This is a genomic window from Pseudomonas sp. GL93, assembly GCF_003408955.1.
Lineage (GTDB): Bacteria > Pseudomonadota > Gammaproteobacteria > Pseudomonadales > Pseudomonadaceae > Aquipseudomonas > Aquipseudomonas paracarnis.
The window spans coordinates 1-16,022 of record NZ_NKRF01000049.1 but is presented as its reverse complement, the minus strand read 5'-3'; the positions used below and the strand labels follow the sequence as shown (position 1 = coordinate 16,022).

The following is a 16,022-nucleotide window of genomic DNA, read 5'->3' as shown; positions in this document are numbered from 1 at the left end:
CCACCAGAACGGTGGGAGGGGACCTGTTCAATCTTCCAGCGGCTTGGGGGCTTTGTTGCCGGGCTTGGCGGGTTTGGCGCCCTTGGCCGCAGCCGCTGGCGCGGCTGGAACAGGCTCCGGCCCCGCAGGTGCGGCAAGCTCCTTTTCCGCCTGAGGCATCTGGTCGATGGCGCTGAAGAATTCCTTCAGGTCGAGGCTGTCCGGTGGCACGGTTTTTTCGAGTTTCTTCTCGCCGTCCTTGCCGATCAGGATCACCTTGGTGCCGCTGCCGACGCCGAGCTTGAGGGCGCGTATCAGCGCGTTGGTTTCAGGCGGCGTGAGCTTTTTGCTGTCCTTTGGGTCCTTGGCGAACTTCTCTCCTTCAGCGCCAATGCTGCCGAACTTCACGGTATAGAACACCATGCTGCGCTCTTCGAAGGACTGCTTGGTGGCAGCCTCTTCCAGTTGTTTCTTCAGCGTTGCCAGTGTCGGGTTTCCAGCATCAAGCTCCACGACCACCAGGGGGCGCGTCTTGCCCAATTCCTGCTTGAGCGGATTATCATCAGCGGCCAACAACGGCCCCGTAAAAGCCATCAAGGTAGCCAGGGTCAGCGACCGGATGAGCATGCGCACCTCCTTTGAATTCCATGCAGGGTTCTTGAGTTTCATGTCTGCGACAGCCAAATTCAAGGATGATTCCTACACCACCTTGAGAAGCGTAGGTCAGGAAGCCCGCTACGCAAGGGCTTGGACAGTGGCCTGGTCATTGTTTCTTCCGGTTACGAGACCTTCCACTGCGGCCAATGCCGGGCAAAAACCGGGGCCACGACAGGGTCGCTGTCTACCCGCTCCAGGCTCTGCGCGAAGCCCGGCGCCAGGTTGCCGAGCACCTCTCGCGCGTCGTCCCAACGCGACACCGCCGCCGCCATGATGCCCAGTGCATTCGGCGCGTTGCTCGGGGTAAACAGCTGGCCGGCAAACTGATCGGCAAACACGACCCAGGCCTGGTGCAGGTAGCGCCGTGTGCCGCTGACCAGTTGCGCTTGCTGCGCTTCATCGGCATTGCCCAACCAGCGTTGCGGGTAGTCGATGATACCGATCGACGAATAGCAGTTGGCGGCTATGTACAGCAAGCCGCGCAGGATCTGCGTACGATCGCCGGCCAGCAATTCGGCCTTGGGATACTCCAGGCCCAGGTGGATCAGGATCGCGGCGCTTTCGGTCAGTACCTGGCCATTTGGAGTGACCAGAGTGGGGATCTGCTTGAGTGGATTGATACGTGCAAGAGCGTCGCTACCCTCGCCGTCCTGCCAGGAACTGGCCTCCACGCGATGCCACGGCACTGCGCAGCGCTGCAGGGCGATTTCGATCATGCAGGAACCGGATTCGTCGGTGCCATAAAGGGTGTACATGGGCGTTCCCTCCTGAGCGATGGGCAATATTGAGCCTGTGGTCGATTACCTAGAATAGCCCCATCTGCCCGCCCACCAGGGTACCGAAATCATCATTCACGAATGGCAGTATCGCGTCGGCCACGGGCTGGAATTGGCGCGTGACGTAGTGGTCGTAGTCGATGGGCGCCTGCCGCACTTCCAGCGGTTCCGGGCCGTTGACGCTGATCACGTAGCTGATCCAGCCACCGCGCTGGTACTGGCGCGGGCGGCCCAGGCGGTCGTTGTACTCGTCTGCCAGGCGCGCGGCGCGTACGTGGGGCGGGACGTTGCGTTCGTAGTCGTGCAAGGGCCGGCGCAGGCGTTTACGGTAGATCAACAACTCATCGAATTCGCCGCTCAAGGTACGCCGCACGTAGTCGCGTATGTAGTCTTGATGGGGTTGGCGATGGAAGATGCGTTGGTAGAGTTCCTGCTGGAATTGCCGGGCCAGGGGCGACCAGTCGCTGCGCACGGTTTCCAGGCCTTTGTAGACCATTTCTTCGCTGCCACCTTCGCGCACCACCAGGCCGGCATAGCGCTTTTTGCTGCCCTCCTCGGCGCCACGAATGGTCGGCATCAGGAAGCGGCTGAAGTGGGTTTCGTATTGCAGTTCCAGGGCGCTTTGCAGGCCGTACTCGTTGCTCAGGTGCGCGCGCCACCAGTCGTTGACGTGCTGCACCAGCGCCAGGCCGATGCGATTGGCATCCTGCGCAGAGTGCGCGCTGCCCAGCCAGACAAAGGTGGAGTCGGTGTCGCCGTAGATCACTTCATAACCCTGGGCCTCCACCAGCTCGCGGGTCTGGCGCATGATCTGGTGCCCCCGCAGGGTGATCGAGGACGCCAGTCGAGTGTCGAAGAACCGACAGCCGCTGGAGCCGAGCACACCGTAAAAGGCGTTCATGATGATCTTCAGTGCCTGGGAGAGCGGCGCATTGCGCTCGCGCTTGGCCTCTTCGCGGCCTTCGGACACCCGGGTGACGATGGACGGCAGGCAATGCCGGGTGCGGGAGAAGCGCGCCCCGCGAAAGCCTTCCACCGAGTCACTGTCGTCGGGATGCTTGAGGCCTTCGATCAAGCCGACCGGGTCGATGAGGAAACTGCGGATGATCGATGGGTAAAGGCTTTTGTAGTCCAGCACCAGCACCGATTCATAGAGGCCCGGGCGCGAGTCCATGACAAACCCGCCGGGGCTGGCCTGGGGCGGTTTGTCACCCAGGTTCGGCGCCACAAAACCCTGGCGGTGCATCAACGGCATGTACAGGTGGGTGAAGGCGGCCACCGAGCCGCCGTTACGGTCGGCCGGCAAGCCGGTGACGCTGGCGCGTTCCAGCAAGAACTTGAGCAGCTCGGTCTTCTCGAAAATCCGCGTGACCAGTTCACAGTCCTTGAGGTTGTAGCGCGCCAGGGCGGGCTTGTCCTCGGCGAACATGCGGTTGATTTCGTCCATGCGCTGGTACGGCGTGGAGATGTCCTTGCCTTCGCCAAGCAGGGTTTGCGCGACGTTTTCCAGGCTGAAGGACTCAAAACTCCAAGTGGCCGAACGCAGCGCTTCGATACCGTCGATGATCAACCGCCCCGCCGCCGCCGCAAAGTAGTGATTGCGGCTGCCGTGTTCGCGCCAGGCCATGGCTTCACCGCCACGCCCCAGCAACAGCGGCACGTTCAGGCGTTGGGCGTGTTCGTGGAGTACGCGCAGGTCGAACTGCACCACGTTCCAGCCGATGATCGCGTCGGGGTCGAAAGTGGCCAGCCATTGGTTAAGGCGTTCCAGCAGTTGGCCGCGGGTGTCGCAATAGTCGAGCTTGAAATCCACGGCGTCGGTTTTGTTCGGCGGGCCGAGCATGTACACCTGGCGTTCGCCGCAGCCTTCGAGGGCGATGGAATAGAGATCGCCCTGGGCGGTGGTCTCGATGTCCAGGGACACCAGCTTCAAGGGAGGGCGATAGTCGGGGGCGGGCTTCATCTGCGCGTCGAGCACGGTGCCACTTGCATCAGCGGTGCCACCGAACCAGACGGGAGCGGTGATAAAACGCTCCATCATGTAGCGCTCCGGCGGGCGCACGTCACCTTCGTAGACATCGACCCCGGCAGCGCGCAGGCGCTTCTCGATATCCATCAACTGGCGGTGCTGACGGGCATACAGGCCCAGGACTGGGCGGTGATGAAAGTCGCACAGCTGCAACGGGCGCAACTCAAGATCACGTTCCCCCTTGAGCAGCCAGTCGAGCGGCTTGCGGTGGGCTTGCGGGATGAACACCACCGAGGTCTGCACGGGTAGGCGAATGCACCGTGGCCCTTGGTCGGTGGCCAGCCAGAAGCTGACCTCGGTGCCCGCCGGGGTATCGCGCCAATGCCGGGTCAGGACAAAACCCTGCTGTAAATCCACCGTACCGCACCTCAAGAATCGCGTTCAGGGCGTGATTCTACTCGGCATCCGTGCAAACGCGTCGGGTAAACGCACACGCAGTGCGCAATCGCATAAATTTGTTGCAGGACATTAATAGTAATTACTATCATTTGCACCGGAGTCTTATCCGCGCAGTGAGGAAGCGCGACGTTGTTGCCCACTTCCTCCCAGTTGACGGTTCGCCGTCAGGATCGACCATGCCCATCTGTCACCCTCTCGCTGTGCCGTTTCGCCCTGCCCTGCTTGCCTTGTGCTGCTCCCTGAGTGTTGCGGCACAGGCGGCCACCCCATCGACGTCAGACAACGTGCTGGAGCTGGGTGCCACCAGCATCAATGCCGAAGCGCCGGCGCCCACTGCGCTGCCCCCCGAGTTTGCCGGCGGCCAGGTTGCACGTGGCGGCCAACTGGGTGTGCTGGGCAACCAGGACATCATGGATGTGCCCTTCAGCATGTCCTCCTACACCGAGAAGTTGATTCGTGACCAGCAGGCAGAAACCGTTGGCGATGTGCTGCTCAATGACTCCTCGGTGCGCCAGGCCTCGGGGTATGCGAACCAGTCCCAGACGTTCATGATTCGTGGCCTGCCGTTGAATGGCGACGACATTTCCTATAACGGTTTGTACGGCATCCTGCCGCGCCAGATCATTTCCACTGACGCCCTGGAGCGCGTGGAGGTATTCAAGGGCCCTAACGCCTTTATCAACGGCGTCACCCCCACCGGCTCGGGGATTGGTGGCGGCGTGAACCTGCAACCCAAGCGCGCCGATGATGCGCCACTGCGTCGCTTCAGCACCGACATCAGCAGTGATGGCCGGATCGGCGAGCACCTGGATATTGGCCAGCGCTTTGGCGATGACAACCGTTTCGGCGCACGGGTCAACCTGTCCCAGCGCGAAGGCGATACCGGCATTGATGATGAGAGCCAGCGTTCGAAGCTGTTTGCCGTCGGCCTCGACTACCGCGGCGATGCGTTGCGCTTGTCCGGTGACTTTGTGTATCAGAAGCAGCGTATCAACGGCGGGCGCAACTCGGTCTTTCTCGGCAAGATCACCCACGTGCCGGATGCCCCTTCGGCAGACACCAACTACGCACCGAGCTGGAGCAGTACCAACCTTGAGGACACCTTGGGCATGCTGCGCGCCGAGTACGACCTCAACGAACACTGGACCGCATACGCAGCAGCCGGTGCCAAACACAGCCGCGAAATGGGGCGCTACTCGTCGGTGACCCTGAGCGATAATCTCGGCAATGCCAGCGCCAGTGGCTCGACTATCGCCCACGAAGAAAACAACACCAGCGCGATGGGGGGGCTCAATGGCCAGTTCCAGACCGGCCCGGTCAGCCATCGGCCCAACTTCGGCCTGGCCGGCATCTGGACCGAGGCGCGCAACGCCTATGTGTTCGCCAGCGCAAAAACGGCAACCAACATCTATCACCCAGTGACCGGCGCGCCACCGGCCCTCAATAGCCCGCGCAATACGCCAGGTACCGACTTCAGCGATCCGACCATCACTGGCAAGACTTTCGTGCGCAGCCTCGCGGTATCCGACACTTTAGGGTTCTTCGACGACCGCTTGTTGGTTACCGTCGGCGCACGTCGCCAACAGATGGTGGTGCAAAGCTACAACTACATGAGCGGCACCCGAACGGCCAACTATGACGAGTCGATCACCACGCCGGTCTACGGCATTGTGTTCAAGCCGTGGGAGCATGTTTCGCTGTATGCCAACCGCATCGAAGGCCTGGCCCAGGGCCCGACATCGCCGCTCAAGTCCGGCAGTCTTACCGTCATCGGTGGCGGCCAGGCTTATGCGCCCGCCCGCTCCAAGCAGATCGAGGCCGGCGTCAAAGTCGACATGGGTACCTACGGTGCGACCTTGGGTGTCTACCGTATCGAACAGCCAGGCGCGGGCTATGCCGAAGCCATCGACGCCACCACTGCCCGCTATGTGCGTGAAGGCCAGCAGATCAACAAGGGCGTCGAGCTGAACGTCTTTGGTGAGCCCGTCAGCGGGCTACGCCTGCTGGGCGGAGTGACGCTGATGAAGACCGAACTCAAGGGCACCCTCAACGGCGCCAACGATGGCAACCGCGCCATTGGCGTACCTTCATTCCAGCTCAACGCCGGCGTCGACTGGGATGTGCCTGCCTTGCCGGGTGTGACCCTCAACGGCCGTATGCTGCGCACCGGCGGCCAGTACGCCGACGCAGCCAACGAGCTGAGCCTGCCGGCCTGGAACCGCTTCGACGTGGGTGCGCGCTACACCTTCATGCTGCAACAGCGCGAGGTGACTGTGGGTGCCACGGTGGAGAACGTGGCCAACCAGAAGTATTGGGAATCGGCCCAGGGTGGATTCCTGAGCCAGGGGGATCCGCGGGTGGCGAAGTTGTCGGCGACGATTGATTTCTAACCTACCTGAGTGGCCAGCGCATCTTAATGAGGAGAATGCGCTGGCAATATCAAATAGCTATATAGGAAGATAGCGCGATTCAAGAAAAGGATTTCGCGCATGTCGTTCGTCCCCCGCCGTCTGGCCCTGACTATTTCGTTGGTTGTTTCCGGCGCCTCGCTTTCTCCTGCCAGCCATGCTCAAGTACTCATCGATACCCCAACAAATACCCCGCTTACCGTGGGCAGTGGCTATTTTTACGATCCCAGTTTGTGGGTGACCAAGACCGGCAGCATCACCACCCATACGACCGCCGTCAGCGTTCGCCAAAACCTGCCTGATTGGCAACGCAATGTCTTCATTCAAAATGACGGCTCGATCAGTGCCGAGAGGTTCGACGCGATCAGCCTGGGCGCTGCGACCGATGTGCGCATCGACAACACCGGGGTAATCTCGGGCGCCCGGCATGCAATCTCAGGCGAACAACTCAATTTGCTGAGCAACAATGGCACACTTACCGGACGTGACGGCGCTGGGGTTTCGGTAACGGGTGATGCCACGGTGTATAACTACGGCACGATCACTGGCGGCCGAGAGGGGCGCCTGGAGAATATCGACGGCGATGGCCTACGCATAGGAGGCATTGCCCACATCGAAAACTCTGGCGTTATCCGGGCATTGGGCGCCAGTGGAGCGAACAACAATGGCCGAGCCAACACCAGCGATGGGGTATCGATTGGCGGTGGCTACCTGTTCAACGGCGGCAGGTTTGATCCTTCCACAGGCATTCCACGTACCGGCTCAATCACAGGTGCCGACAATGGCCTCTTAGTAAGTGATGGCCATGATGGGGCGGCAACCGGCGCAACGGAACTGAGAAATTTCGTCGACCTGCGTGGGCTTGATGGCTATGGCGCGCGTTTTATCGGTAATTTCGACGACCGGGTATTCAACGGTGCCCTGATCAGCGGAGGTAATGGTGTAGCCCTGGACATGGGGGGCGGCAACGACACCTTGACGTTGTACCCCGGCGCCCGTTTTGAGGGGTTAGTTGACGGCGGCGCAGGGCATAACACCATGATTCTGGAGGGCTACCAATATTATCCGTCAGATACGCGTGAACCCGACGGGACGGTCGAGGCGACGCGCAATTTCGACTTGCTACAAGTGCGTCGCGGCTACTGGCTGCTCAATGGTCGCGGCGATTTCAGCGAAGGCGCGCGCCTCTCTGCCAATGGTCACTTAAACAACCAGGGCCACATCGCTGGTGACGTGATCGTCGACCAAGGCGCGACTTACCGGGGCCGAGGCTCAGTCAACAATCTTACCGTCAGCGGAAGGTTGATCACGGATACCGTTGTCGGCGCTCCTCAGGTCAACGGCAACCTGATCATGAAGCCAGGCTCTACATTCGAGTTCGCTACTTATCCCGACGGCAGTGCTGCGACAACCCATGTGGTCGGCAATGCCAGCCTCAACGGTGCCTATTTGTGGCCGCAGCCGGGTTACTCGATGGAGTATCCCTGGCACAGCACGTACACCGTCCTGCAAGCAGGCAGCATCACGGGTACCTTTGATGAATCCAACCTGCGCAGCTACTACGCCTTCCTGTCGCCAACGCTCAGCTACGAAAATAACCGGGTGAACCTGAGCTACACACGCAACGATGTCGAGTTCATCGATTACGCCCGTACCAGCAACGCCGCCCGCGCAGTCAACAGCATCGAGTCCATCAAGTGGAGCCACTGGAGCAACTGGGATGGCACTTTCCCCCCGCCCTCCATGATGCCCAACCCCAACCCGCTCTACGACGCGCTGCTGGCTACCTCGGAGACCACGGCCAGCGCCGCGCTCGAGGCTCTGGCAGGCAGCAGCAACGCCAACCTCGCCAGTGCCACACTGGCGGCCAGCAGCCAAGTGGCCACGTCCATGCTGTCGGCCATGCGCCAGATGAGCAGCAGTTCAAGCTTGCTCGTCGGGCTTGATCCAGTACAAACACCTGAGCTGGCCATAACTGGCATCCCCAGCAGTGCACGCAACTTGAATGATCCAAACGCGCGAGGCCGCGTGTGGCTGCAAGGTATCGGCAGCTACGGCAAGCTTGATGGTCAACACGGCAATGCGTCTTCACAGCAACGCACACAAGGCAGTCTGCTGGGTGTTGACTGGTCCTTGTCGCCTCTCTGGCGCCTGGGTGTACTGGGCGGCTATTCGAAGACCGATATGGACAGCCACAACGTCGATAATTCATTACGCAGCTGGCACGCGGGGGCATATGCCGTACGCCAGGATGGCCCACTGGCGTTGCGCCTGGGGGCTGCGTACAGCCAGCACAGGGGTAACAACAAGCGCACAGTGGAGTTCGCAGGTTTCAGCGAGCGCCCCAAGGGTGATTACGATGCCGATAGCCAGCAAGCCTTTGCCGAGCTGGGTTACATGCTGGGTAACGGCCGATTGAATATCGAACCCTTCGCCAACCTTGGCTATCAGCGCTATCACCGCGACAGCTATCGCGAGAAAGGCGGCGATGCTTCTCTTAAGGTGGATGCGCAAACCCAGGACAATGTCAGCAGTACCTTCGGGGTGCGCCTGGCTCATCTCAGCCAACTGGACAATGGCATCAGTCTGACGCCGCAAGCCAGCTTCGGCTGGCGGCACCTCTATGGCAATGTCGACAGCAAGACTCGGCAGGCTTTTTTGATTGGCGGCGACGCGTTCAATATTGAAGGCAGCGCACTGGACCGCGACAGCTTGATGCTTGAAGTGGGGTTGGCGGTGGGTTTGTCTGCGCAGCAGAACGTGAGTGTCGGCTACAACGGTGAGTTGGGCAGCAATAGCCGCAATCATGCGGTGGTTGGCCAGTGGCAGATGAGTTTTTAAAAACGCCTGCAGCAATCGAGTGCACGCTGCCGGGAAGCTTCCGCGAAGACGGGCATCAGCCATGATGCCCGTTCGGGTCAGGCTGGGCTCAGATAGCTTTCGATATTGCCCATTTGTTCGTCCCAGCCACGGGAGTTCATCTTGAAAGCTTTCTGACGACGCGCTTCAGGCACCTGGTCAAAACCGGACTCGACGACCCGTAACAGAATGCCTGGAGCGCGATCTTCAATCGTGAACTCCACCAGCGTCGGTGTTTCCTTGTCGTAGTCGACGCCCTCTTCCACTGCGAAAGGATGCCACCAGAAAGAAAACAGCGTTTGGGGCAGGATGCGTTCGATCCTGGCCTTCCACACGACATGTTCGTAACCTGGGTAGGTAATTGGCGCTTCGATGGTTTCCCCGGGCACAAAGGTTTTACCTTCAAGCGCGATACCGAACCACTGACCAAATTGATCGGCCTGCGTGAGTGCCTCCCAGACCTGTTTACGTGATGCGTTGAGCAGGACTTTGCGTTCGATGCGATCTAATACGTGCATAAGTCACCTCCTTCATTGAACAGTAGGCGACATCAACCAATGCGCAACCTTGCGTTGTGCGCGATGATGATGACCCTCTCCTTGCCTGGCCATAGGTTATGACTGACCCACTGAATGGAAGTTGCTTGTGCAAAGGCGTGCGCTACCAAGTGGACAGCCTGGACATGCCCATCAGCCACTGCCACTGCGAAAGCTGCCGCAAGGCGCACGCGGCCGCGTTTGTTGCCACGGCCGGGGTGATGCGAGAGCATTTTCGCTGGACGCAGGGTGAGCAACTGCTGACGTCCTTTGAGTCTTCGCCAGGCAAGTTCAGACATTTCTGCTCACGCTGCGGCTCACATCTGATCGCCGAACGTGGGCATCAGCCCCACGTGATCGTGCGGGTGGCGACGCTGGATGATGATCCGGGCGTCAGGCCCACCTCGCATATCTGGACGGCCCATGAAGTGCCCTGGCTGGCCTATGACGGCGTAGCGCGCTGGGACGAGTGGAAGGTTTGAGTCAAACCCGCGGATCGCCCGGAGCCTTGGCCGGCGCCGCATATTGCGGCTTGAGGTGACCTTCCTGGTCGAGCAGCCAGGCATCCATGATCTGTCGCACCACAGGCCCGGCTACACGGCCGCCGGCCTCACCGTTTTCGATCATGACTGAAATCACGATTTTCGGGTGTTCGGCCGGCGCAAAGCCGACGAACAAGGCGTTATCGCGGTGCCGCTCCAACGTCTTGTTGCGGTTGTAGCGCTCACCCTGCTTGATCGCCACCACCTGGGCGGTACCACTCTTGCCGGCGATGCGGTATTGCGCACCTTGTGCTGCCGCTCGGGCGATACCGCGGGGATCGTGCATCACCAATTGCATGCCGTGGTTGACCTGCTCCCAGTCACGCGGGTCCTTGAGCACCACGTTGGGCATTGGGTGTTCATCTACAGGAGCCACGCCATTGATGGTCTTGGCCAGGTGCGGGCGGTTCCATACACCTTTGTTGGCGATCAATGCTGTGGCCTGGGCCAATTGCAGTGGCGTCACCTGCATATAGCCTTGGCCAATGCCGAGGATCACGGTTTCGCCTGGGAACCACGGCTGGCGACGGGTCGCACGCTTCCAGGCTTGGGATGGCATCAGGCCGGCAGATTCTTCGAACATATCCAGGGATACTTTCTGGCCCAGGCCGAACTCGGCCAGATAGTCGTGCAGGCGATCAATTCCGAGTTTATGGGCCAGGTCATAGAAGTAAGTATCGTTGGAACGCATGATGGCCGCGTCCATGTCCACCCAGCCGTCACCGCTGTGGTTCCAGTTGCGGTATTTATGGTCAAAGTCTGGCAACTGATAATAACCCGGGTCGAAGACTCGGGTTTGTGGGGTAACAACGCCACTGTCGAGACCGGCGATGGCCACTTCCGGCTTGATGGTTGAACCCGGCGCATAAAGCCCGCGTAGCACGCGGTTGAACAGCGGTCGGTCAATGGAGTCGTGCAGCGCGGCGTACTCCTTGAAGCTGATGCCGGTGACGAACAGGTTCGGATCGAAACTCGGTTTGCTGACCATCGCCAGTACTTCCCCGGTTTGCGGGTCCAGGGCGACCACTGAGCCGCGACGGTCGCCCAAGGCCTCTTCGGCAGCCTCCTGTAGCTTGACGTCGAGGCTCAGGACGATGTTTTTGCCAGGGATCGGATCGGTGTGCTTGAGCACGCGCAGCACACGGCCCTGTGCGTTGGTCTCCACCTCTTCATAACCGACATGACCATGCAGTTCAGACTCGTAAAAACGCTCGATTCCGGTTTTGCCGATGGATTGGGTACCGCGGTACTCCACCGAATCAAGGGTCTTGGATTCTTTTTCGTTGATACGGCCAACGTAGCCGATGGAGTGGGCAAAGTGCGCGCCCAGAGGGTAATGGCGAACGAATTGTGGCTCGACGTCCACCCCAGGTAGACGGAACTCGTTGACGGCCAAAACGGCTATCTGCTCTTCGGTCAGCTCGTAGAACAACGTGACGGGAACAAACGGGTGACGGGCCTGCTTGAGCGCCTTATCAAACACCGCACGGTCTTCGGCAGGCAGGTGCAGCAGATTGACGATTTCATCCAGTTCACCCTTGAGGTCGGCGGTGCGCTCACGGGTGATGGTCAGGTTGTAACTCGGGCGGTTGTCGGCCAGCACCACTCCATTACGGTCGTAGATCAAGCCACGAGTCGGTGTGATCGGTAGTACGTGGACCCGGTTGTTCTCCGAAATTGTGGAGTGATAGTCGTACTGCACGACCTGCAGGAAATACATGCGCCCCACCAGCGCACACGTGATCCCAATCACCAGCAACGCGCAGGCGAGCAAGCGCTTGTTGACCAGGCGGTTTTCTTTTTCGTGATCTTTGATAGGTATCGGTTCAGGCATTTCTACAGCATCTCGTTGGAAAAGGTCGACGCCGCATCCTGCGGATAAAGATCAGTCCTTGTGAAAATGTGCTGCACCATAGCAAAAATGCAGAAACACTTTGTATCGATTTCCCTCAACGGCAGCTTATTTAATGTTGCTGAAGCGACGGAGTTTTCGAGCGCCCAAAACAAAACCCCAACTGCTTTCGCAATTGGGGTTTCGGAATTTAATCTTGACGATGACCTACTCTCACATGGGGAAACCCCACACTACCATCGGCGATGCATCGTTTCACTGCTGAGTTCGGGATGGGATCAGGTGGTTCCAATGCTCTATGGTCGTCAAGAAATTCGGGTACTGAGTCGTGACCAGATGGCCTCGCTTCAGCAAATTGGGTATGTGATAGATCGTGGTGTTTTGTGAGCGTCGAACTTTCGGTTCATCTTCGTCTTCACACACCGCAATCTGATGCTCTTTCGAGTAGTCAAATTGCTTGGGTGTTATATGGTCAAGCCTCACGGGCAATTAGTATTGGTTAGCTCAACGCCTCACAGCGCTTACACACCCAACCTATCAACGTCGTAGTCTTCGACGGCCCTTCAGGGAACTCAAGGTTCCAGTGAGATCTCATCTTGAGGCTAGTTTCCCGCTTAGATGCTTTCAGCGGTTATCTATTCCGAACATAGCTACCCGGCAATGCCACTGGCGTGACAACCGGAACACCAGAGGTTCGTCCACTCCGGTCCTCTCGTACTAGGAGCAGCCCCTCTCAAATCTCAAACGTCCACGGCAGATAGGGACCGAACTGTCTCACGACGTTCTAAACCCAGCTCGCGTACCACTTTAAATGGCGAACAGCCATACCCTTGGGACCGGCTTCAGCCCCAGGATGTGATGAGCCGACATCGAGGTGCCAAACACCGCCGTCGATATGAACTCTTGGGCGGTATCAGCCTGTTATCCCCGGAGTACCTTTTATCCGTTGAGCGATGGCCCTTCCATACAGAACCACCGGATCACTAAGACCTACTTTCGTACCTGCTCGACGTGTCTGTCTCGCAGTCAAGCGCGCTTTTGCCTTTATACTCTACGACCGATTTCCGACCGGTCTGAGCGCACCTTCGTACTCCTCCGTTACTCTTTAGGAGGAGACCGCCCCAGTCAAACTACCCACCATACACTGTCCTCGATCCGGATAACGGACCTGAGTTAGAACCTCAAAGTTGCCAGGGTGGTATTTCAAGGTTGGCTCCACGCAGACTGGCGTCCACGCTTCAAAGCCTCCCACCTATCCTACACAAGCAAATTCAAAGTCCAGTGCAAAGCTATAGTAAAGGTTCACGGGGTCTTTCCGTCTAGCCGCGGATACACTGCATCTTCACAGCGATTTCAATTTCACTGAGTCTCGGGTGGAGACAGCGCCGCCATCGTTACGCCATTCGTGCAGGTCGGAACTTACCCGACAAGGAATTTCGCTACCTTAGGACCGTTATAGTTACGGCCGCCGTTTACCGGGGCTTCGATCAAGAGCTTCGCGTTAGCTAACCCCATCAATTAACCTTCCGGCACCGGGCAGGCGTCACACCCTATACGTCCACTTTCGTGTTTGCAGAGTGCTGTGTTTTTAATAAACAGTCGCAGCGGCCTGGTATCTTCGACCGGCATGAGCTTACGGAGCAAGTCCTTCACCCTCACCGGCGCACCTTCTCCCGAAGTTACGGTGCCATTTTGCCTAGTTCCTTCACCCGAGTTCTCTCAAGCGCCTTGGTATTCTCTACCCAACCACCTGTGTCGGTTTGGGGTACGGTTCCTGGTTACCTGAAGCTTAGAAGCTTTTCTTGGAAGCATGGCATCAACCACTTCGTTATCTAAAAGATAACTCGTCATCAGCTCTCGGCCTTAGAATCCCGGATTTACCTAAGATTCCAGCCTACCACCTTAAACTTGGACAACCAACGCCAAGCTGGCCTAGCCTTCTCCGTCCCTCCATCGCAATAACCAGAAGTACAGGAATATTAACCTGTTTTCCATCGACTACGCTTTTCAGCCTCGCCTTAGGGACCGACTAACCCTGCGTCGATTAACGTTGCGCAGGAAACCTTGGTCTTTCGGCGTGGGTGTTTTTCACACCCATTATCGTTACTCATGTCAGCATTCGCACTTCTGATACCTCCAGCAAGCTTCTCAACTCACCTTCACAGGCTTACAGAACGCTCCTCTACCGCATCACTTACGTGATACCCGTAGCTTCGGTGTATGGTTTGAGCCCCGTTACATCTTCCGCGCAGGCCGACTCGACTAGTGAGCTATTACGCTTTCTTTAAAGGGTGGCTGCTTCTAAGCCAACCTCCTAGCTGTCTAAGCCTTCCCACATCGTTTCCCACTTAACCATAACTTTGGGACCTTAGCTGACGGTCTGGGTTGTTTCCCTTTTCACGACGGACGTTAGCACCCGCCGTGTGTCTCCCATGCTCGGCACTTGTAGGTATTCGGAGTTTGCATCGGTTTGGTAAGTCGGGATGACCCCCTAGCCGAAACAGTGCTCTACCCCCTACAGTGATACATGAGGCGCTACCTAAATAGCTTTCGAGGAGAACCAGCTATCTCCGAGCTTGATTAGCCTTTCACTCCGATCCACAGGTCATCCGCTAACTTTTCAACGGTAGTCGGTTCGGTCCTCCAGTTAGTGTTACCCAACCTTCAACCTGCCCATGGATAGATCGCCCGGTTTCGGGTCTATTCCCAGCGACTAGACGCCCTATTAAGACTCGCTTTCGCTACGCCTCCCCTATTCGGTTAAGCTCGCCACTGAAAATAAGTCGCTGACCCATTATACAAAAGGTACGCAGTCACCCAACAAAGTGGGCTCCCACTGCTTGTACGCATACGGTTTCAGGATCTATTTCACTCCCCTCTCCGGGGTTCTTTTCGCCTTTCCCTCACGGTACTAGTTCACTATCGGTCAGTCAGTAGTATTTAGCCTTGGAGGATGGTCCCCCCATATTCAGACAAAGTTTCTCGTGCTCCGTCCTACTCGATTTCATGACTAAGAGATTTTCGCGTACAGGGCTATCACCCACTATGGCCGCACTTTCCAGAGCGTTCCGCTAATCTCAAAGCCACTTAAGGGCTAGTCCCCGTTCGCTCGCCACTACTAAGGGAATCTCGGTTGATTTCTTTTCCTCAGGGTACTTAGATGTTTCAGTTCCCCTGGTTCGCCTCTTGCACCTATGTATTCAGTACAAGATAACCATCTTATGATGGCTGGGTTCCCCCATTCAGACATCTCCGGATCAAAGTCTGTTTGCCGACTCCCCGAAGCTTTTCGCAGGCTACCACGTCTTTCATCGCCTCTGACTGCCAAGGCATCCACCGTATGCGCTTCTTCACTTGACCATATAACCCCAAGCAATCTGGTTATACTGTGAAGACGACATTCGCCGAAAATTCGAATTTCTCGATTAAGAGAACTCACAAATTTTACCTTAGCCTGATCCGTTACCAGTGAAAGTAACGTTCAGTCTATCTTTCTATCACATACCCAAATTTTTAAAGAACGAACTAGTCAAAGACTAGAAATCAACATTCACCACCACATGATGGAATGCTCATTTCTAAGCTTTATACAAACAGAAGCAGTAGTGGTGGAGCCAAACGGGATCGAACCGTTGACCTCCTGCGTGCAAGGCAGGCGCTCTCCCAGCTGAGCTATGGCCCCGTATTTCTACAGGCGTTTCCCACACAAAATTGGTGGGTCTGGGCAGATTCGAACTGCCGACCTCACCCTTATCAGGGGTGCGCTCTAACCAACTGAGCTACAGACCCAATTTCGAGCTGCTAAGGCCGACCTCACCCTGCTCTTTACCACAGAGCATGGGGTGCGCTCTAACCAACTAAGCTACAACCCTTTAGGCTACTTCTTTCGTCTTCTTCAATGAATCAAGCAATTCGTGTGGGAACTTATGGAGCAGCTGATGTCGTCGATTAAGGAGGTGATCCAGCCGCAGGTTCCCCTACGGCT

General features: G+C 57.8%; 8 protein-coding genes, 2 tRNA genes and 2 rRNA genes. 3 read left to right on the top strand and 9 right to left on the bottom strand.

Annotated features, from left to right (window positions below):
• Positions 1-27: 27 nt before the first annotated feature.
• From CER19_RS07910 to CER19_RS07900, 3 genes are all read right to left on the bottom strand, one after another.
• Positions 28-606 carry a DUF4174 domain-containing protein gene (locus CER19_RS07910; RefSeq protein ID WP_116666020.1) on the bottom strand — a complete coding sequence of 193 codons (579 nt, stop codon included), beginning with the start codon at positions 604-606 and terminating at the stop codon, positions 28-30.
• Positions 607-758: 152 nt separating this feature from the next.
• Positions 759-1,391 (bottom strand): glutathione S-transferase N-terminal domain-containing protein, encoded by a 633-nt coding sequence (locus CER19_RS07905; RefSeq protein WP_116666019.1) that lies wholly within the window; start codon positions 1,389-1,391, stop codon positions 759-761.
• Positions 1,392-1,440: 49 nt separating this feature from the next.
• Complete coding sequence (locus tag CER19_RS07900; protein WP_116666018.1) at positions 1,441-3,798, bottom strand: DNA polymerase II; 2,358 nt, start codon at positions 3,796-3,798, stop codon at positions 1,441-1,443.
• A 218-nt stretch (positions 3,799-4,016) separates the two neighbouring features.
• On the opposite strand from CER19_RS07900, the gene CER19_RS07895 reads away from it, so the two are divergent.
• Entirely contained in the window at positions 4,017-6,230 is a 2,214-nt protein-coding gene (locus CER19_RS07895) for a TonB-dependent siderophore receptor (protein WP_116666017.1), read from the top strand.
• A gap of 99 nt (positions 6,231-6,329) precedes the next feature.
• The gene (locus tag CER19_RS07890) at positions 6,330-9,089 is read left to right on the top strand and encodes an autotransporter domain-containing protein (protein WP_116666016.1); all 2,760 of its coding nucleotides are present in this window, start codon (positions 6,330-6,332) and stop codon (positions 9,087-9,089) included.
• A gap of 77 nt (positions 9,090-9,166) precedes the next feature.
• Here CER19_RS07890 and CER19_RS07885 read toward each other — a convergent pair whose 3' ends face one another.
• A complete protein-coding gene (locus tag CER19_RS07885) occupies positions 9,167-9,625 on the bottom strand; it encodes an SRPBCC family protein (protein ID WP_116666015.1) in 459 nt (152 codons plus the stop codon).
• Between the two features lie 98 nt (positions 9,626-9,723).
• Here CER19_RS07885 and CER19_RS07880 point away from each other — a divergent pair, with 98 nt between their 5' ends.
• Entirely contained in the window at positions 9,724-10,125 is a 402-nt protein-coding gene (locus CER19_RS07880; protein WP_116666014.1) for a GFA family protein, read from the top strand.
• A gap of 1 nt (position 10,126) precedes the next feature.
• Here CER19_RS07880 and mrdA read toward each other — a convergent pair whose 3' ends face one another.
• From mrdA to CER19_RS07855, 5 genes are all read right to left on the bottom strand, one after another.
• Positions 10,127-12,019, bottom strand: a complete 1,893-nt coding sequence (gene mrdA, locus CER19_RS07875) for a penicillin-binding protein 2 (protein WP_032892540.1) — start codon at positions 12,017-12,019, stop codon at positions 10,127-10,129.
• 212 nt (positions 12,020-12,231) lie between these two features.
• Positions 12,232-12,347, bottom strand: a 5S ribosomal RNA gene (rrf, locus tag CER19_RS07870).
• A gap of 158 nt (positions 12,348-12,505) precedes the next feature.
• Positions 12,506-15,397, bottom strand: a 23S ribosomal RNA gene (locus CER19_RS07865).
• Between the two features lie 246 nt (positions 15,398-15,643).
• Positions 15,644-15,719: transfer RNA gene (locus CER19_RS07860), tRNA-Ala, on the bottom strand.
• 30 nt (positions 15,720-15,749) lie between these two features.
• Positions 15,750-15,826 (bottom strand) — tRNA-Ile (locus tag CER19_RS07855).
• Between the last annotated feature and the right edge of the window lie 196 nt (positions 15,827-16,022).

Excerpts from the sequence above, each read along its gene's own strand:
- CER19_RS07910 (WP_116666020.1), bottom strand. The coding sequence starts at position 606 with ATGCTCATCCGGTCGCTGACCCTGGCTACCTTGATGGCTTTTACGGGG.
- CER19_RS07905 (WP_116666019.1), bottom strand. The coding sequence starts at position 1,391 with ATGTACACCCTTTATGGCACCGACGAATCCGGTTCCTGCATGATCGAA.
- CER19_RS07895 (WP_116666017.1), top strand. The coding sequence starts at position 4,017 with ATGCCCATCTGTCACCCTCTCGCTGTGCCGTTTCGCCCTGCCCTGCTT.
- CER19_RS07890 (WP_116666016.1), top strand. The coding sequence starts at position 6,330 with ATGTCGTTCGTCCCCCGCCGTCTGGCCCTGACTATTTCGTTGGTTGTT.
- CER19_RS07885 (WP_116666015.1), bottom strand. The coding sequence starts at position 9,625 with ATGCACGTATTAGATCGCATCGAACGCAAAGTCCTGCTCAACGCATCA.
- CER19_RS07880 (WP_116666014.1), top strand. The coding sequence starts at position 9,724 with ATGACTGACCCACTGAATGGAAGTTGCTTGTGCAAAGGCGTGCGCTAC.
- mrdA (WP_032892540.1), bottom strand. The coding sequence starts at position 12,019 with ATGCCTGAACCGATACCTATCAAAGATCACGAAAAAGAAAACCGCCTG.